The organism is Microcoleus sp. Aus8_D2, assembly GCF_036702665.1.
Taxonomy (GTDB): domain Bacteria; phylum Cyanobacteriota; class Cyanobacteriia; order Cyanobacteriales; family Microcoleaceae; genus Microcoleus.
Map to the genome: position 1 here is coordinate 105,644 of NZ_JAUBUN010000009.1, position 19,664 is coordinate 125,307.

Annotated in this window: 16 protein-coding genes; all 16 read right to left on the minus strand. The window is 49.8% G+C overall.

The genetic code is table 11. The features are described from left to right. Positions 1–74: 74 nt before the first annotated feature. A complete protein-coding gene (locus tag QUB64_RS09790; RefSeq protein WP_333267969.1) occupies positions 75–2,741 on the minus strand; it encodes a DUF3987 domain-containing protein in 2,667 nt (888 codons plus the stop codon). A 591-nt stretch (positions 2,742–3,332) separates the two neighbouring features. Further along, the gene (locus QUB64_RS09795) at positions 3,333–3,524 is read right to left on the minus strand and encodes a hypothetical protein (RefSeq protein WP_333267967.1); all 192 of its coding nucleotides are present in this window, start codon (positions 3,522–3,524) and stop codon (positions 3,333–3,335) included. Then, entirely contained in the window at positions 3,521–3,940 is a 420-nt protein-coding gene (locus QUB64_RS09800) for a hypothetical protein (RefSeq protein ID WP_333267964.1), read from the minus strand. Before QUB64_RS09800 ends, QUB64_RS09795 begins: the two co-directional genes overlap by 4 nt. Then, positions 3,915–4,256 carry a hypothetical protein gene (locus QUB64_RS09805; protein ID WP_333267962.1) on the minus strand — a complete coding sequence of 114 codons (342 nt, stop codon included), beginning with the start codon at positions 4,254–4,256 and terminating at the stop codon, positions 3,915–3,917. The genes QUB64_RS09800 and QUB64_RS09805 overlap by 26 nt, the downstream gene beginning before the upstream one ends. Positions 4,257–4,317: 61 nt before the next feature. Further along, positions 4,318–4,446, minus strand: a complete 129-nt coding sequence (locus tag QUB64_RS09810; RefSeq protein WP_333267960.1) for a hypothetical protein — start codon at positions 4,444–4,446, stop codon at positions 4,318–4,320. A gap of 91 nt (positions 4,447–4,537) precedes the next feature. Then, positions 4,538–4,735 (minus strand): hypothetical protein, encoded by a 198-nt coding sequence (locus tag QUB64_RS09815; RefSeq protein ID WP_333267958.1) that lies wholly within the window; start codon positions 4,733–4,735, stop codon positions 4,538–4,540. A gap of 93 nt (positions 4,736–4,828) precedes the next feature. After that, positions 4,829–5,224 carry a hypothetical protein gene (locus tag QUB64_RS09820; RefSeq protein ID WP_333267956.1) on the minus strand — a complete coding sequence of 132 codons (396 nt, stop codon included), beginning with the start codon at positions 5,222–5,224 and terminating at the stop codon, positions 4,829–4,831. Between the two features lie 264 nt (positions 5,225–5,488). After that, positions 5,489–6,628, minus strand: coding sequence for a site-specific integrase (locus QUB64_RS09825; RefSeq protein ID WP_333267954.1), 1,140 nt, complete (start codon positions 6,626–6,628; stop codon positions 5,489–5,491). A 669-nt stretch (positions 6,629–7,297) separates the two neighbouring features. After that, entirely contained in the window at positions 7,298–10,048 is a 2,751-nt protein-coding gene (locus QUB64_RS09830; RefSeq protein WP_333267952.1) for a DUF6519 domain-containing protein, read from the minus strand. Positions 10,049–10,069: 21 nt separating this feature from the next. Then, positions 10,070–12,277: a hypothetical protein gene (locus QUB64_RS09835; RefSeq protein WP_333267950.1), complete on the minus strand. Its 2,208-nt coding sequence runs from the start codon at positions 12,275–12,277 to the stop codon at positions 10,070–10,072. Continuing rightward, on the minus strand, positions 12,274–14,796 hold the full coding sequence (locus QUB64_RS09840; protein WP_333267948.1) for a baseplate J/gp47 family protein: 2,523 nt from the start codon (positions 14,794–14,796) through the stop codon (positions 12,274–12,276). Before QUB64_RS09840 ends, QUB64_RS09835 begins: the two co-directional genes overlap by 4 nt. Next, positions 14,793–17,297, minus strand: coding sequence for a baseplate J/gp47 family protein (locus QUB64_RS09845; RefSeq protein ID WP_333267946.1), 2,505 nt, complete (start codon positions 17,295–17,297; stop codon positions 14,793–14,795). The genes QUB64_RS09840 and QUB64_RS09845 overlap by 4 nt, the downstream gene beginning before the upstream one ends. Beyond that, positions 17,294–17,698 (minus strand): GPW/gp25 family protein, encoded by a 405-nt coding sequence (locus tag QUB64_RS09850; RefSeq protein WP_333267944.1) that lies wholly within the window; start codon positions 17,696–17,698, stop codon positions 17,294–17,296. Before QUB64_RS09850 ends, QUB64_RS09845 begins: the two co-directional genes overlap by 4 nt. Next, positions 17,699–18,028 (minus strand): hypothetical protein, encoded by a 330-nt coding sequence (locus QUB64_RS09855; protein ID WP_333267942.1) that lies wholly within the window; start codon positions 18,026–18,028, stop codon positions 17,699–17,701. Continuing rightward, positions 18,028–18,537, minus strand: a complete 510-nt coding sequence (locus tag QUB64_RS09860) for a phage baseplate assembly protein V (protein ID WP_333267940.1) — start codon at positions 18,535–18,537, stop codon at positions 18,028–18,030. Before QUB64_RS09860 ends, QUB64_RS09855 begins: the two co-directional genes overlap by 1 nt. Continuing rightward, entirely contained in the window at positions 18,534–19,664 is a 1,131-nt protein-coding gene (locus tag QUB64_RS09865) for a phage late control D family protein (RefSeq protein WP_333267938.1), read from the minus strand. Before QUB64_RS09865 ends, QUB64_RS09860 begins: the two co-directional genes overlap by 4 nt.

A 19,664-nucleotide genomic window follows, 5' to 3' on the forward strand; every position in this document is an offset into this window, starting at 1 on the left:
ACAAACACTGACAACCTTGCCCCGAGCACCTTTGTATATGCCGCTATCAGGCGCTGCGACTACAACCCGATCGTTCATCTCAAAGGTTCGGGTAGCTTTTTGTGGTTTTTGCTCATGAGCAAACTCGACATTTGGCGGTTTTTCTGGTTTTGTACCATTTTTAAAAGTCGCTTGCGAAGGTTGCTCCACTTCCTCCACTTTCTCCTGAAATCATTACCTACTAAAGGTTTAAGAGAGTGGAGCCACCCTCCACTTTCCTCCACTTTCTCCACTATTGGAGTTGGCCAAAGTGGAGAAAGTGGAGGAAGTGGAGTGGAAGAGTGGAGGACTGAAACCTTTTCTGTATCAGCCTTAGAGCCTAAAAGTGGATCAAGTGGAGGTGGAGTAGTGGAGGAGGAGAAAGTGGAGGAGGAGATGGTGAAAAAAATGCTTTTTCCTTCTGCGACCACTTTCCCGTATTGCATGGCGGCCAATTCTCCGAACCATTCCCGCATCTGTTGGGTAGTTGGTCTGTTTTTAGACTCAAAAGACCGCCGACAATCGTTAATCGAGACAGTTCCGCCTTTACGCTCTGCCAGTAGGACAATCTTTGCTAAGTTGGGAGCGAGGGAATTTGGCCCGCAAGCTTCTAAATTCAAGCTCAAAGCTTGGTCGATCGTAAATTTCACAAACTTGATAGCAGTCCGCACGGTGTCAGCGGAAATGGTTTTGGACAGTTCGATGGAGAGATGTTTGGCATAAATGCAGTGAAGGATTGTTACCAACTTGCCGACCTTCTCAGGCGCTTTGCCCCACATTGCTCTCATGCCCTGTTTTGGGTGAGAGATTCTTTCTTCCTCGCAGTAGTCGTTAAACTCCTCAAATAACTTTCCTGCTGTCGGGTCTAGTGCAAATTTTGTCGGAGGTAACGAGTCTAGTTTTTCGTAGAGTGAAGTCAGCATGGGGGTTAAGTCAACAAATCCAGAAGCCTCGCGAAGTTTGGTGGCTGCTAGCGGTTGCTGGATGAAGTCAAACCGTGCAAATTTGCCGTTGTTGTCGGAACCGTCCCCTAGAAAGCCAGCCAATACCTTTGGTTGGATAGCGCCAAAAATTGACAGGTTGACTCTCGTGTCTGCGGTCAGGCCGCTTGCGCGTAACGTGGTACTTCTGCCGTGATTCCAATATTCCAATATTTTTTCTTCGTCACCGCCGCGTCCTCCTCGGTATTGGTTGGCGGATTTAAAAGCTCCGGCAAGCTCGTCGCACACCCACAGCAGCCCCTGCTCTGGCATTCTGTGAGCCTGGTTGGCGATTCCTTCGAGTGTTGCATCTGTAAAAGCGTAGACTTTTTGGGCTGGAGGCTTGGGTTTCGGATTACCATCTTTGCTGTTCCATTCCGCCAATTCCTGTTCGTAGGCTGCTTGGGCGGCTTCGTACTCTCGCTTGCTTCTGTCGAGTAGTTTCTCCATCGGTTGATTGATTATGGCGCGCATGATTGGTGATTTTTTCTGCGGGCTTTCGGCAACTATGACCCCAAAGTAATTAGGGCTGCTTTCCCATTTGTTGGATCTTTCGCAAACCATCGTACTAGTCCCGACTTTTAGCAAACTGCCACTTTGAACAAGCAGCGCCATCAGGTAGCATTCTGGTCTGAGGTTTAAGATTTTTGCCAACCTTTCGATCGGTTCAGCTAAGGTTTCTGGCAGGATTTCAGAAATTTTTAAGCTAGCAGACTTGGAAGCTAGCAGTCTGGCGACTTCGGTAGCAGTGTCTTCTTGAGCTTCCGCTTGCTCTGGTTCCTCTTCCCTTGTCTTGTAAAGGTTCCAGATTTCCTTCTTTGTCACCTTGAGTTTTTGGGATAGTTCCAGGACTTGGATTTTCAACTCCGATTGCTTTAAATCTTGGGTTAGCAGTTGGTCGATTTCAGTAGGTAGTGTGGCTAGTGGTTGCGGTTCAAATTTGGGATGTGCGACTAGGTTGTTTTTACAATCGCTTTTTTTAACCTGTTGCTCCCAGTCTGCTAGGGTTGGTGCGTTCGCCACGGCTTCTTTAAAAGCATTTGCACCATGGGCTTTTATGAAATCGTCCATGCCTTTGAATTTCGTGACCCAAACCGTGATGTGTACTTGACAACCGCGCTCTGCCAGCAAATAGGCAAACTTCAAAATGCCTGCATAGCATTCTGGTTTAACCGCATAGTCTGAATCGAAATTTATGTAATGGGTGGTTCCAGGTTGCGCCCATTGCTCTACGAACTCTGCCAGCTTTCCGTTTTTGCCCCAATTCCAGACACCTGTGACCGCAATAGTGGCTAAGCCTATACTCAACCCGGCCCCGGCTTTTTTGACTCCTTCTGTCCAATGGCGGGGAATAGATGTGTCGCTGTGAGTCTTGAGCCAGTAGTCTTTATCTGGCATTGGCAAAAATATCGCGTCTGCTTCCACACCGCTAGCTGTCAGGTATTTGCGTGGCTTAGAGCCTTCTGGGTGATGAGGTTTGTCCGGTTTGCTTTGCCCGTAGCGGTTGCCCATTTTCGCGCCCGTCCGCCAGTTGACACCGCGACACCACCAACCACCATCTTTGATGGGGTCTTTAGGCTGGATGCGTTCGTTGAGTTCGGTGGCGGTCAGCGACTCGATACTGAGACGGGCGATCGCTTCACTGACTGCTGAGCCTTCTACCCACTCGGTGAGGTGTTTTTGGCTGACAAAAGTTGATGCTGGGAATGAGGAGTTATTGCTGCTATCATTAGATACAGACATGACAATTATCCCAACCTAAAGCTGGGGATGATTCCAAAAAGCTGTTGTTCCGGTTCCAATCGAAGGCAGCGGTTTTTTGGTGTTTGTGGGTTTTGAGATATAGCTAAAATTTGGAACCTAGCTCTTGTTCACCAAAAAAAGCATGGTGAAAAAAGCCAGTTTCCCCGTACCAATGGGTTCTTCAGCTTAGGGTTTGTAAATTGGTGTGTTGCATCCTTGGTACGCGCAGCCCGCGTAGCTGCCAGTTTCCCGGACTCTGCCTAGATCCGCCCTCCCGCATGACTCTACTTTGGAAAGATTCCCGCAGAAATTGACTTAAGGATATTTCAAAAACCCACTCAAGCCGAACATCTTGCGCCTACTCTTTCTGATTCCAAAGCTTTTTCTCGGTCTTAACGGCCGAGAGCCGCCTATAGATTAAGCTGCGTCGCCACAGCCTGGGACTCCACCAATTGCCTATTTGGTCTTAACAGATAACCTAGAGCACCCTTGTTTTTAGGGCCACCCCTTGCAGGGGCTAGGAATGATTGCTTGTCTTGAATTTTACATCAAGATTTGTTTGGTTGTCGCTTTTTGCCTCCCAACACCATGTCACCAGGGCTCAGTTCGCGATACCTGCAAGTCGTACAGATAAAAAGCGAAGTTATTCACCTCATTCCTTTGGGGGTAATACTGACCGTTATTTTTCCAAGTGAAACCGAAACCTCCCAAGACGGATAAGGTAGCTCCAATCTCCGATTTAGTCCCTGTCAAGCGCATCGCTGCTAGTGAAATATTTGTCATTTTTGCTCCCTTTCAAACTGCTGCAAAATTGTTTCTAGTTTGGCTTTACCATCTGCGAATTTACGCCCGCCCATTTTGAGGACATTCTCAACAATCCAGGTGATGGACTTACCCGCTGACATTGACTTACAAACTTCCAAGTAAACTAGGTAATCTGGATTGTCGTTCGGGGAAGCGCCATCTTGTAAGTCGTTTTCGTACATGGCTTCTAGCGATTTACGTCCAGCTTCCACGTCAAGTCCAGGGGAAGCCAGCATAAGTTCTGCTTCCTGCTGCCTTTGTTGCTGCGAAATGTCAGCTGATGTTGAAATTTCATCAATCACGTCAGCCGTGATAGCCCGCTCCTTAATCACCTCGATTTCCGCGTCTTCAGACAGTTTGTGAGCGATACTACCAGCCTTCAGGGCACTCTTCAATCCCCGCACACAAACTCACGCCTTGGACTGCTTTGTGCCAACTGACTTTTTTATCAAGCGCGCTCAAAGGAGCTAGCCACAGCGCTACTGCTGACGCGCTTAAGACAAACATTTTTAGGTGCATACAAACACCCCCAAACCTATCAACAGCACAGCCAAACTGCTGACCAAAAGTGCCTGCAACTGGGTGACTGAGATTTTCAGGAGTTGGCCCAGGGAGTAGTCCAACAGCCAGCACATCACCCAAACGACTGCGACTGCTGCCAATAAAAAAGCGATCGCCCTGATTGCCATTGGATGCAAACTCGCTATCCATCCCAGAAGGGAGGAAGCGATGCACCCGGCAACAAAATAGTTAACCAGATACATCGCTTTCATCAGCCGTTATCCCCAGTCAGCTTGGCTTTGATGGCGTCAATGCGGGTGCGGGCATCGCTGTCGGCTTTGTCAATGCCCAGTCCCAAGCGGGCATAACCCGGTCGGAGTCCGTGCAGTTTTTTTGCCAAACCAGTATCTGCGCGCTTCTTGCCGAGTTCATTTTCGGCGACTGTTCCTTCGTACTGGCGGTGTGCTTTGTGGACTGTTTTGTCAGCTTCTTCAATCTTGCCGATCGCTTTGTAGGCTCGTTTGGACTGACGCGCGCCGTCGGTTTTCTGGCGTTGCTAACTCCTTAAGGCGATCGGCTTCTTCGCGGTCAAAGTAACGCGGTTCGGGCCAAACAGGGACTGTGCGGACTGAGCCAAAATTACCAGGGTTGTTGGGGGTGATGACACCGGGGGCGGTTGATGAGAGCACTTTGGATTTGTCGATCGCGTGGCTGCCTTCATTGGTAGCGGCCTTCGTTTCCAGCAGCAGCTTTTGGGCCGAACAGTCGCAGTTGTAGGCTCATTATTTTTGTCCTATTTGAATGGTGATGCGGATGGGGGATGGTAGGAATTTGAGGGGATTGTGCGGCCACAAAGAAGTCAGCAGCATAAACAGTCCCACTGAGGCAAAGGTCAACGCGATGAGTTGAGAAAACTCAACCCACTCTAGGAAGTTAATAGGTTTATGGCTGTCTACAGTTCCGTTTATGGCTATGTCTACAGGGTTACAACTCGAAGAGTCGTTGATTTTTGCAAGAAAGGAATCACCGCTAATCCCGTGTGCTCTAAACAGTTTTTGCCACGTGTCGGTTTTACTGAGTTTGCCGAATTTGCGGGCGTCTTCGTTGGTGAAGCCGAGGTCAAAGGCGACTGCTTTGAGTTGGTCAATGCGACGGAAGTTGACAGCGGGTTTAGTCATGGCTAACCCCTGTCTCAAACGTAAAGAGTTGCGATCGTCCGCAGGGACAATCGTTTGAAAGTGTCATAATTTATTGGCTCCAAACCGTTATGGTGAACGTTTGGGGAAGTCGTGGTTAGTGTGGTGCTGGTTACACCGCATTACCGCGCATCAATCTTCCTTAGTTACTCACGATCGCAGTTTCACAGCCATCTGTCACCAGAGAGGTTGTAAAGTTTTGTTTTGCCTCACAACCCAAATAGCGGGTCACAGAAAACACAACATTCAGCCCAGATCAGACTCCCGCAATACACCCGGTAAACTAATCCGCTCAATATCGAAATGCAAATAGTGCTGCATAATAAATTCCGGCGAATTCCCCACAAGCTTAGCCAGCTTTTGAATTGGAAAGTCATTATTAGCGTGGTACGAAATCATCGTGTGCCTCAAATTATATGGAATGCGATATCGCATCTCAAGATTCTTGAGTAATGTTTTCCAAATAACATTTAAAGCAGCCTGACTGACTTGTTTTCCCATCTCATTAGTAAACACAAAACCTTCTCGATGCGGGATGGATTCAAGCAAAATTTGTAACTCTTGATTGACTGGAAAAGTTCGCACCAGCTCCGTCTTAGTGCCTTTTTTTGAAACAATCTTACCGCCAGAAGTTAGTACCTGCGTCTGGAAAAAAGTTATGATTCTTTTCGCAATATTGACGTTATTCCACTTAAGAGCGATTGCCTCACTGGGACGGCAACCTGTCAACCAAAGAAAGTAAACGTACCTGTAATATTGGCTGTGCTTGCCCTTAAACCGAGAATGGGTATCATCTTTAATAGCATTTAGGATGCGGTAAACTTCATCAACCGCGTACACATCAATCTCTTTCTTCTCTTTTTTCTTGCCGTTGATTTTGACTGACCCCAAAACATCGCGATATTCGATGCCCCACTTGCGAGGTATATTACCCTGCTTGCTGTTCCAGTCAACTGCCGCAGTTAAGTGCATGAACCGTTTTTTCGAGGTAGCAGCAGAGCGTTTTGGGTCATCAAGTATCCACTGAAGAATCTCAGACTTGTCCTCTAGTCGCTTAAACGGACATTTTTCTAGCAGTCTAGAAACATGGGTGATTTCATTGTTGATGTAGGTTTGTTCCCACGCACCTAGCGATTGGTGAAAGTCCACATACTTTTTCCACAAGAGTGAAAGTTCGTCTTTGCGAACTATACGCAGAGAAGCTTGATTGCTGCTAGCCAGCAGCGGTTTTAATTCCCCAACAAAAGTTCGCAGATACTCCAAATCGATTGTTTCAGTACCGTCAACAAGTCGCTGTATCTCGCCGTCGAGTTTGCGGGCCAGCACCAGGGCTGTAAATTCATCAGAACCGAGTCCGATAGTCGATCGCCCGAGTTTCTGATGCAAGCGCGCTGCTCCCGTAGGGCCTTACTTGGTGTCGCTGCACCTGGATATTCAGCCACCGAAACTCAGAATTTGCCGCTGAGTACATACTTACCTCTCCAACTTGAGATTAATTCTACCCAAGAATGGTATAGCCTTTCTCAAAAAGGTGAGGTATGTCGGGCATAGGGCATAGGGCATAGGGCATAGGGCATAGGGCATAGGGCTATGGGCTATGGGCTATGGGCTATGGGCTATGGGCATAGGGCATAGGGCTATCCTCATGTTTTTGAGAACCGCTATATATGAAAATGGTATATAAACAGCACTTATTTGACTTACAGTTTGTAGAACCATTGTCAGGCAAGGGTCGGCGCCATAGAATAGGTAGACTCGAAATCTACTTTAGGGGTAACTCTAACGTGGGTTCAAATCCCACCCTCTCCGTACAGAATAGCGTCAAGTACAAAGCGCGTACCTTATTAAACTAGGGTGCGAGCTTTGCAACTAATCCAAACTTCAACGCAGGCTGCTTATGGCTAGCCGGCTCGCGAGCCTGGTGATATCGTGTCCGATCAATTAACCGCAATTAGATTGGACGTTTTTTTGATGGTAATCGATCGGACATGATATGAAGAGTTCCTTGATGGTGTTGCGCGCGCCTGCGGGTTGGCAAAGCAAGGAGAGCAACAGTTAACTGATGATTGTAGTATTCAAGAGATCGGGCAACGGTGGCTGTGGTCTACCATGAAATATATTGCCTGTAACTGAGCTTGCTGATATCTTTGACATTACCAAACTGATGGCTGCTTCTCCAGGACTCTCGTTAAGAATTAAGTTTCCGGTTACAGTACAGCGTTCTACATCTGAAATCGAGACTGTTCCCAGAAAATTGTTCTTATTTTCTGTAGGAATGTGATTGCGGAATTTGTTGGCGGTTAAGAGAACACTGCTAGTTGTCAGCCGATCGCGATTACCTCTTTCCCTACGTCGATCTGGATTCTGACGTTTATTCCCAGCAACCACCAAACCAGGGCCAGAAAGTACCTGAGCTCCCTCCGTTACCTGTGTATCAATGTCATTGGCTGAGGCATGGAGTGAGAGAGATAAGCGATCGATACCTGGAATATTCTGGACATTTTCCTCATACTTCTGGGCTAACTCACGCTCATCAAAAGATTCCGGCAATGGGAATAAGAACCCGAGTAAAGCGGTTTCAATATTTGCTCCCAAAAGTTCCCCAAGTTCAATTGGGGTCAACAAAAAACCAGAGATGCACTGCAAGACTGTATTGCTTTCTAAGCGCACCATCCCGGTATCTGCCAAAATCAACATTGCTGTGGTTAACCCGGTGAAGCGGTTATCGCGAATGACCGCATCTTGCAAAAGTGATGGCACGATATTAAATTGCCTCGGTTCTTTAGTAGGAATCAAGCTAGGAGACAACAGATAACCGAGCAGGAAACGCTGTTCGTTTTCGGTGGTTTTCTCTTGGGTGATTAGGTATTCTTCATCGCGTAGAAATCGATTGTTGACTAGCTGCAATTCCCAACATTCACTACCTGCAAAAATCCCAACGGCAAACAGGTTGATGGTTTTTTCGATCGCAAAACGAAACAGGCAATTCTCTACCGCGAGCAAAGCGCAATGCAATGGACGAATGCCGATCGATACTCGCAGTGTTTTCTGAAACCTCTCGCCAAAATTCAATTGCTCGCCCCTTGAGATTTCAGGTCGCCGTGAGCCTGGGAAAGGTGTCAAAATTCCCCCTGCCTTAACGAAAGGCACGATCGGAAGTTGAAATCTCAAGTTGCGTAAGGTAACGTAATTGGCACGATTTAATACAATTAACCCATGTAAGAAATTCACTTCTTTACCCGGTGCTGCTTGGAGTTCAGCACCATCACCGCAGCCTTGTAAAGTGAAATTAGAGTGCTGTGGGCCTAATTGCAGGGATTGCGGTAACTGGTAGATACCGGGCATCAGACAGATAGTGATGTGGTCTCGATTAGGGCGATTTCGACTCGCAAATCTATCCAGGATCGATTGCAGCGTTCTTTCCGGCGTTAAATCTTCAGGTCTAACGGTTACAGTGCAGCATCCGCCTTGATTCCGTCGTGTTAGGTCTACCAAACTATCAAATGGATGGCGGCAATCTTCAATAACGCTTAGCCGCCTATCCTTCCAACCGATTACCGCTAAAGGGCACGCCCACAAACGCGGCCCATTAGGAGGTTGAGGGGCTTCCAGATAGCGAGGTGGGTAAACTTCAGTCGGCTCCCCCGGACGGACGGCAATTTGCCAATAGTCTCCAATGTGAAATGGTTGATTATTGATGGTTTGTAAAGTGACTTGCAATCCGGTTTGTCCTAAGGTAACTGCCACACCGGGAGTAAAGGGAATGGCTTCTTCCCAAACCCGCAAAAACAGGCGAGGAGTCTCCTTTTGATCGAGGTATTCTGTTGACAATCCGGCGGCTAAACTAACTTCGCGCGTATCGGGATTGTAGGGCGCCGTAAGTGTTGTTACCAGTCCGGTAGCAGCAGCAATATATTCTTGATTATTCAATTGTGCAGCCGATCGCAAAATCTCGACGGCCTGATTGGCGCGGGGACGGTGAAAATCATCCACAGGACGTGATTTCAGTCGCAAAATCTGGTTGCTGACAACTTCTGCTCGATAAAGGAAGGCTGCATTATCAAAGCCCCAAACCAGTTGGTTAGTGCCGGAAATCTGAACTCGGATCAGTTGATTTTCTGCACCTAGATAGCCGCTGCGGGCTTCCGGTTCACAAAGATCCGCAGGAGTTGTCGGGGGAGAAAAGCTGACTTTCAGTGTAGCGGAAGATAACAGTTGTAGGGTTGAGCGATCCAACTCCAAGCCCTGTTTAGCGCGCCAAATTTCGATGGCTTCATCAAGAGCCCAACTGCAATTTTCACCTTTGGTTTGCAGTCGGACAATGTGTTGAATTAGCCGCAAGCGTTGCGTTGTATCCGGGCCACCCAGTGCTTTTTCTAACAGGGCAGAATCCTCAACTGCGCTGACTTCCTGTTCCCGTAGCAGCAAATAAACCAATTCCTGAGCCGACAGCGCATTGGCAAACTCATTCAGATCCACCCAAAGCGGATCGCCCACACGATCTAACCAATCTAGCTGGTTGCTATACTCGATCGCTTTAGTAGAAAACGCTCGCACACCACCGACATACATCGTGCCAGCCCTAGTCGCGAAGTCAAATGGTTGGGCTGCGGAAATCACTTCATAGCCATTGTCGGGCGTGCCGCTGGCACCCACAAAATCCAGGGTTTCTTCCCGCAATTCCTCGCTGGCAATTTGTTGGGCTTCATTCAAATCTGCCTCCAAGGTTACTCGTCCTTGCTGTGCTACTACCGCCCGGTATTTTTGGGTTTGGTCGTAGGAAATTCTGGCTCGATCGCTTCCCATAGTGATTCCTCACAGGTTGTTTCAGGTAACGTAAACAATAACGGGGACTAACCCCAAAGGCATATATTCTTCGTACTTAATACGCAAACTGCGCTCCTTAATCGCATTTTTTTCGCGAGCAAAGGCTCCCATCTCTGAACCATCCTCAGCCCCCTCTAGAATGGTCGCAATCCCACCTCCGGTGTGAGATTTAATAGTGACATCGGCACCTGACTGGAGTTGGGCATAGCCCGGATGACCAAACACCCGACTGGTAAACAGGGGTTCCTTGGGTGGAATCTCAACACTTTCGTAGGGACGGGGGAGCACGCTACCTGTTGCCCAGGCACTAAAACGAACGCACCCCTGCTGTGGATTTTCCACCTTAACAACGTCGTTCAAAATACATTCGCTGGCTTCTAAGCGATGTACTTTGGCACCTCCTAAAAGCGTGCAGCGATTGAGGCGAACCTCGCCATTGGTTAAGTTCAAAGTGTGTTCTGAATCAAATGCCTGAATGATGCTATCGCTGATGCTTAATTGGGTAATATTTCCCGTGGCGCGAGTGGCGATTGGCCCGGTAATACAGCGATCGATCGTCAGGTAATTTACCTGGGCTTCTACCAACAAATGCGAGGCACTTAACACTTTACCATCTGCCGCCAAAACATACTTATTAGTGTCACTGTCGAAATGACCTGGATCGAGGGTGCAGCAATTCAAAGTCACAGAGTCAAATTCGCCTTGAAGCACAATATCAATGCCACTAATCAACAGTCCCGTTAAAATTAAATGACTGCCGGATGCGCCATAGAAAATCCAGGCGATTGGATTTGTTGCCGTTGCGGGTGGGCGCAAAACTGGACGTTTCCGGTTTTCTGCCTGAATCGTCACGGCTTGAATCGGAGTCGTATTATCTCCAACATTACTGATAGCAGTATAGGTCAGAGAATCTTTTAGAGTAATTGTTCCGGTCGGAGCTAAAGTGGTCAGGGGAGCAGACAATTCACTGTCACCGCCCGCGATTTCAATGGTTGGTTCGGGTGTGGCGGTTGCAGTTGTGTTAATCAGGCGGCGATCGTAAGAACCCGCACCCAAAGTAGACGAAAAACCGTAGTGATAAGTGACGTATATGTTCTCGTCTGGTTGAGAATTGAGTATTTTGAATCGACCGTATTTGGGATATATCGTGACTTGTGGAGCAGGTCTTGCAGGCGTTTCGGGAGTAGGAATGGCGGCGGGTACTAACTCATAAAAACTCCCCGGCTTGCGGTAAACGCCGAGAGAATTGACTCTAACTTTGGTGCTGTCGGTAGGATCGATCGCCGCATAAAGTTCTTGCTCTTGTGCTTGCAAGTCTAGTTCCAGAAGCGATCGACTGATGGGTGCGGGCAATTGCCATTCTGCAGGAGACACCCAGCGATCGGGGGGGTCAAACGCCGGCAAACTTCTAGCAAACACCCCCACCAAGGGATCTGTGGGGTCAAACACGCGCCCGGTTGGATCGAACGTGTAGTGACCGGGACAGCCTTTAACCGCCACAGGCGTAGTGTAATCCAAGCCAAAACTTTTCAGTCGCCAGAGAAACACCCCTAAACGGGGAATATTGTGCCAGCCAACCTGTCCTTTACCGCGTCGAACATCGGCAGTATAGAAAAACTCGTCAAAGGCCGAGTGTGTTTTTGATGCCCCATAGATGTTTCGCAAATCTGCCCAGCCACCGATCGAGGTTTGGGTCAAGTTTCCCACCAATCCTTGCGCCTGCTGCAATTTCCGGTTGCCGGTTGGATCGTCAGTTTCTGAAGGTAATCCGATCGCCGGATCGAAATTATGGCGAGTGCGCCCCAGGCGGCGGAAAAACTCCACCACTCGTGCATCCCATCCGGTAATGTCCGCTGCAATTTCTTCTAGAATTGCCACCGTCCCCTTGCGACGGCGGTAGTAGATTGTTTTGGCAACATCCAGGCGTTGTCCTCGCGCATCGAGGCTGGCCACCAAATTAGTCGCCAACAGATCGCCGATATAGGCAATTACCCAATCATCGCAGGTTTCAATCGATTGATCGGCCCACAGGCGATCTAGGCTGCGGCGCAGAATGGCGGCTTGCGATCCTAGGCGATCGACCAGTTCTCGCAAAGGCCCGTTACGATCGAGAACGGTACTGTCCTCTGCCCGATAAATGGCAGGTAGCAAATTCCAGAGTCGATCGGCATAGTAGTTTTCGTAATGGTCGCGATCGTTCCCATTCATCCCGGCACCTCCGCTGTCACCTGCAAGTCTCGATCGGTAGATAGTTGATAAAATTTACCTTCCCCCGGATCGTGGCGGTAGGAGGTATCCAAGACAAACCCGCTGTCAGAACCTTTGAGGAACATCAGCCCGTGTACTGCCATCACCCCAGAAACTTGCAGACAGGCGGCGCAGATCTGGCTTTGATAAATTGATTGACCAATTCGCACCGCATTCGTGCCAAATAATCCGGTATCTGCGTCCAGCAAAGCAGTTCTCACTGCTGCTACAACTGGCTTTGGGGCATAAGATGGCTCAATTTTTAACGACAGGTTGAGCCGAATCGGGATCGCGATCGCCTGTTTGATTAATACCGGACGGTTGGGATCGGCAGCATTTCTCAAGGCAGTGGTGGCGGCTGTTACCGCACTGATATCGTCCCCCACATAAATCACCACCAGCGATCGCCCTTCGCCAGCATCCCAAGTCCAATAAGCCCGCGATCGCGCCACACCGGGGGCCTGGGCCGCGATCGTCTCATAATCATCTGCTGAAACAGCGCGATCGAAGGTAAGAACCGATCGCGGTGCATAGCGGCGAATTTGTTGGGGCGGATCGGGGTCAGCACCTCCGCCTACTGCCACAGGGTTACGAATCGCTTTGAGGTTGGGATACGGTTTGACAATGACATTTAACGTGCCCGGTTCCGGGGCTGCTGCACCGCTACCATAGCGATAGGTGGCAACCACGTTACTGCCAGTCGGGAGTCTAGATCCATTCACCCCATCCCCAAACAAAACATGGGTTTTCTGGTCAACATCTTCGCGGGTAACAAAGATGCGGGCATCAGCAGCCTGTCCGTAGAAACTGGGGACTTCTCGCCATTCAATGTCATTCACCCAAAGCCGCAACGTACTTTTGTAATCCTTACCAGAAGATGATTCGGGATCGAGTAGATATGTCAGTGGCGATTTGTTTAAGCTAAATTCCTGTCCAGCAAGGCTGGCATTTCCACTTCCCAGCACTTCATTGGTGATGGTTTGCCCTCGCGAGACGGGTAGTAGATTTAGAAGTACCCGCAGGGGGGATTTTAGTTCGAGATTGGTCTCGGCAAGGTTGGATAATTGCAGAAGGGACGGTGAACTGCCGGCTGTGGCATTAGCTGCGATGCCCTGATTGTTGGCATCCTCCAGTTGGATCGGTAGCGTACTGCTATCAGTCGGAAAGGCGATCGCGCTGGCAGTCACAATTCTGGGATCTGCACTGTGAAAAGCCGTGGCAGGTGTTTCGATTAACTGCCCGACATCCTGCCAATCGTAATGCACGATGACTTGTGTCTTCTGAGCATCCCAATTGCCGCTTAAAGCTCGGGTGAAGCTCAGTTGTGTATGGGGGATCGGGATTAGGGGAACATTAGCTGGGAGCGGCGGTGTAGGTGTTAGTGCAGGATTAGCACGATCGCCATTCGCATACCAGATTACCTCAGTGTATTCACTGACGCTAACCAATTGGGCGGCAGGTGTTGGTAACTCAGTAGAGCGCTTCCGAGTCACACCAGTCCCGATCGACAAGGTGCGTCTCAAGCTAGTGTCCTCAACCAGCAAATTCACTGCGGACACGATCGGCATTGCAGTCACGGCTGTAAAACGAGGTTGTGACGGGATTTCAAACAGAATCGGATCGCCGGCTTTGATTTGACGGGCGATCGCCTCCAGATGCACCTGATTTTCCTGAATGACCACTCCTGGATTGGCTGGATGTTGCCAAACGTGAGCCGATCGATCGCTCTTGAGCAGTCGAAATTGGCGTGCTTCGGCATTTCCTAAGGTGGGAGTGCTGGTAAAGGTAACGCGGGTGTTGGTGTTGCCGGCGGGGTCTTTTTCCGGCTGTACCTGCTGCACTACAACCAGGGCGTAGTTCCCTGAACCGTTCCACCCCTTTTCTATCAACAAAAGTCGATCGCCTGCTTTCACCGTAGTGACTTTGCCCTGAAGCAACACGCTAGCCCCCACCAGCAGCTTGGGATTGGCAAGCGGTACCGCCGTCACAGCATCCAATGGTTCGATCGACCTATCGACATCCAACTCAAAGATTTGGGGCTGTTTGCCAGGCCCCGGTTTGCTCTGAATCTGGAATCCTTGGGGTAGTGTGAATAAAGTGGGATGGTTGGTTAAAGCTGCTACCACACCGCGCGCACCGATGCCAGGACGGGGACGATAGCCCAAAATTTGGATCAGCCCCTGCACGCTTTCTGGCAAATCAGCAGTTTTGAGGTAGGACTCGTTAGCAATACGTTCGTTGTAAAAGGTGAGAATGTCTGCCAGATACGCCCACCACTCCACCAATTGCAATGCTAGATCTCGTTTGGCACCGGGTCGCCATTGAGTCAGTTCAGTTTCATGGGGAAGGGATTGCAACAGCGATCGACGGAAGGTAAGATAAGTGCCTGCACGATAGGCGATCGCATCTCGTCCAGGCGGATTAAACAAAACCGCAGGATGGGTAAAGCCTTCACAAGGACAAATCGGTGAATCGTTCATTTGCCTCCCTCCACGGTAATGTTTAGCGAACCCCGTTCCGGTCGGCTGGGGTCGTTATCCAATCGCAGTATGGCATCCACGGGAATCTGCACCGTATCGGGTAAGTCCAGGAATATATTTGTGATGCCACGTTGACGGTATTGAATGGCAACAACTCCTGCAACACCACCAGCATTTTGAATCGCAGATTCTAGAGCACTGCGCTCTAGAAACATACCAAATGTCCAGCGATCGACATGGAAAAATCCAGTCGTACCATCCCTCTGCCTGGTAGCACTCAAAGCCACCAGCAAAGCCGCTTCCACATCTCCCCGAAACGCATCTGGACGAGCGCACACCTGCACCCGCAAATCCAGAGAGATATAGCGTGGAGAGGGGACGTAGGACTCGTATCCTGCCAGTCGATACCGATTCAACAGGTCAATCAGTTGGGTGTGTTGCGGCACGGTTAAGGCTTCGCTGTCTAACGGATCTGGAGTTGTGAAAACCGTGAGCCAGCTTCCAGTCCAGCGAAAGACGGTGCCTGCCCGCTGCACCCAGGGAAGGGTTTGGGCTGCTGCTTGATAGTCCTGCGATCGCACCGCGCGAAATTGTTTGGCGCGAAATGCCTGGGGTGCCAGCCGGCGCACTCGTTCAGTGGGTTCGCGATCGGCTCCACCTGTTGCCGGGAAAGGATTGGTGACAGCAGCGATCGACGCAAGCGCAGTGGAATCGATGCGGGCGATCGCATCTGCCGCCACATTGCCGATCGCACCTCCCCCAACCCGGTAAGTTACTTGAAACACGGTTTCTCGATCGGGAATCTCGCCGAAAATCCCATCCCCAAAGCGGATTGTGTCACCTTCATCGCCATCGTAATCCAGGTGTTCTTGAAAGCTTGAACCATCTTTGATGCGGGCAATTCGGCTGTATTTTGCTGGATCGAGGGTAAAGGCAGATTCAAACTGCTCTGCATCCAGCAGTTTTCTGCGCCATTGCCAGGGATTGCCACTGGCTTGTGGTTGCAGGAGAATTTCTGGCAATGGAGGTAGATCGGGCTCATCGGATGCTAGCCATGCCAGGGGAGCAACACGGAGAGTGTACAGGTATTGCGGAATTCTTGCCGGCGGCCGGGCTGGGTGGGAGGGATGAGAATTTTGTGCGGCGTTCGCGTAGCGTCCCTCACGGGCGATCGCCTGGGGAATGGCAGTATTAGTATGCGTTTCCGGATCTTTCGGAATGGCAAAGGTTTCGGTATAGCGCCTGCCCTGGGTGGCTGGAACGAGATTGCCGACTACAATAGTCTTCAACTCTCCCTGCTTGTCTGGTGTTAAGTCGCGATCGAATTGCAACGCATCTTCCGATCGCCAGATTAAATGAGTCAGGCCGACATTAAACAGCGGATCGTCCTTGAACTCTGTTTTTATCAACCGAACGACTTCTCGAATTGGCGGATCTGCTGGGGTTGCGCCCCTGGTTTCAATTAACAGTAAAAATCGATGATTTAGAAGATTCTCGTCATCTGGAAATCCAAAGGATTGACCATTTAAATTCTCAATCCATAGATCGGTAGAACCAGCCCGCAGACAGCGCTGACTGTCATCCCAATAGTATGGCTTCATCCCTTCGTAGGGTTTAGTAGTCTGACTGCGATTATGTCGATTCCAGCGAGGATCTACGAGGTAAGTTTTTGTATTCAACGTCGGTCGATCGACAGACCGATCGACCAAGCCTGTACCTATTTCAAAGTAAATGGTCGCACCATCTGGAGCCTGAGCGCTAACAATTAACCCGGAAGCAATTGAGTTACCCGTTACATCGAGTTGTAGCAGGGTAGTAGCGGCCGTCGCAGGACGGGGTTCGTAGTCCACTAGACGGGCATGGTGCAGGATGGAGCGGCGTTGAGTAGCCGTTTCCAGGGTGGCTTCAGCGGCAATCCGATCCTGGGTATAACTGAGGTCATCAGCAAGCGCACATAACGCCTCCATAAACATCATCCCAAAATCGGCTTCCGATCGTTCTTGCCAGTCGGGGTAACGCAAAGCCGAAAAGTCGGACAGCGCCCGCCTAAAGCTCAGGAAATCCTTTGCTAGATAGTCGATCGGCGGTAAATCTTCCGATAATGGAGGACAGTCTGGCGGTGCGGGCGCGCAATCGAGATCGGAAGGACAGAGGACTTTAAATGAAAAAATAACTTGACTAAAAAAGGCATCTAATTTAGGACTGGTGAGGCTGAGGGTGTAGCGGGAAAAGTCACCGGGAGCCGCAACGCGCAGAGTTAGTAAAAGATGACCTTCTTCTGTGCTCCAGTCTGAGTCTTGAATTGGGTTAACCTTAACTGTTGCGATCGTTTCACCGCCAGTAATCGTAACGGCACTGACTGTTCCCTGAAGCGCCACTGGATTGAGGAAGTGAACCCGCAGTGTTTTTTGATCGGCACTGGCAATTTCGACAAAATCAATGCCGTTAAAGGTGGTTGAGGCAATTAAGCGCGATCGGCGATTTTTAGGTTCTACTGTCATGATGGCAATCTCACCTCTAGACGTTGATTGGATTGCGTTTCAATTAACACGTACTCAACCAAGATCAGTAATTGAGATTGATCGAGCAATTCCCCTTGTTCGGTGGTGGTTCCTGGTGGAATGACCTTCACGGCTTTGACATCAATCTGTCCGGCCAGCCAGCGATTAAGTGCTTGAAATACAATCAATTTGGTGGTGGTATCCAGCGCCTCTGAATGGGGAGCAAAGATTAACTGTCGCAAACCACAGCCGAATTCAGGCAGGTTTACCCGTTCTCCAGGGGCAGTCAGCAACACTTGCCGAATCATTTGTTGCACGTGGGCAGCATAGTTAGTTTGGGCGGCTTGCCGGGAAGCAGCATCAATCCGAAATGGAAAAGCGTAGTCCTGTCGTAGCATCATCTACCTCCCAGAAACCTTGGGTTGAGCTGTATTAATCAAAACCGTTCCTTGCACTGCCATATCTGCTGCGACGCACAAACCAACACTGTTCATTGTTAAGTTAAAATCCCCGATCGCCTTCGATTTCAATGCAGTTTGTACCCATTGCACTTGCACGCAGGGATGAGGGACGGTGGCAACATTTAAAGGACAACCAACGATGATAAAGGTGTCGGAAGCGCGTAACAGGTAACTTCCGGCGGCCTTGGTTTTGGTGTTGGAACTGATGGCGTTGACTGTTCCCCCGTGGGGACACATCATCACACTGGCAGCAGTCAATAAATTTGCCATCAAATTACCTCTAATGAACCATCGTTGACATCGACTTTGGCATCGCTAATTACCACCTTTTTGCCCTGTCGTTCGAGAGTGATACCGGAGGATTCGAGGGTGATGGTGTTGTTGTTGGAGTCTGCGATCGTAATAGTTTCGCGATCGTCATCCAAGAGGATTTTGTGTCCCGACTTGGTGACGATCGCCTTAACAGTAGGTGTTGCATCTTCCGGTTGTTCATCCGCGCGCCAGTAGCAACCCGTCCAGATGGGATAAGAGACATCTCCACCCTCAAACTCAATCCAAACTCCCGTCCCTTCCTCTGGCAAAAAAGCAAAGCCCACATTACTTCCCGCATAAGGTACGCAAGGCATACACCACCCGGTTTTTTGCTGCCCCAACACCGCCGGGACTTTGGCTTTAATTCGCAGCGTACCCGTATCAATGTCGGTGACAGTACCCCTGTATTTACCGTAGAAACGGTTGCGGACACGCTCCAAAATCTCCAGCATCATGGCATCATTCATAACAGTCCTCCCAACAATCCGCTGCTACCTTTATGTGGCGGCCCAACCGCATTGCGAACCAGTGTAAATTTCATTTTGTGGGAATCGCGAGTCAGGGTATGGCGCACATTCCAGACGTAGTATTTGCCAGAGTTGAGGCTGCCTACCCCTTCAATTTGCACCACAGTCCCCACCCGCAACACCGCATTGAGCCGCGATACATCTGCTTCCCCTTCACAGCGGACAAACCAACCGGACTCTCGCAACAGGGATTTTGCCCGCAATTGCAGTTCCCCGGCATCGTCTACGGGGGCAGTCAGTAACACAGTCATGGGTTTGCCCGCAAAATCTGCCAGCTTGCGAGCATCTAGAGGAGTTAATCCGGAATCGTCTGTGTCGCCGCTTACCCCATCTTCGTTGCTGTCATTAAAGAGTGCCTGACTTGCTTTCACCGCACTGGGACGGGTGACATCCCAATCAAAGTCTAAAGCCCTCACAGTCCACGCTTCTGGGTCATTTAAGACTAGGGTAACAACGGGGTCGCCATCCAACTTAGGACTGGCAAAGTAGCCATGCTGCTGCCCTGGTTTAGCGGTGCAGGCGACGCGACAGAGTTTGCCATTCCGCCGTGCCAGGTTGCGGAGGAATTGGATATCTGAACCTCGCTGCATCAGGCTGTGCCCGTCTTCTGTGTGGGAAGGAGAATCGTCTGCGGTGTTACCGGATGCGGGGGTAAAACCGTATTGATTAAAAATGGTATTTGCGACATCGGCATCGGTGACATCAACCCATTCCCGTGTTTTTTCTTCTAAGTTCATCAGCCAGGAAGCATCCTGTCCCCAGACTTGCAGGGAGGAGTTGGTAATCCCGGTTTCTAGATGCAGTTTGTGAGCTAGAACGTAGCCATCAAAAATGCACTCGTCGGGTTTATCTTCTGCGGTAGCTACGACTGCGAGATTAGCAAAGGGCTGCAATCCAGCATCGTTGACGAAGGTTAAATCTTCTGCTTCGGAACGACTGATGTTTAGATTCAGTTGTATGGCACCAGGAAGATCGGCGTTTTCTTCCACTTCTAATGAAGACAGCGCATTTTGCAGATTATCATCTGCCGCTGTCCCATTTAGGAATAGTTGGAAGTTACTAGCCAT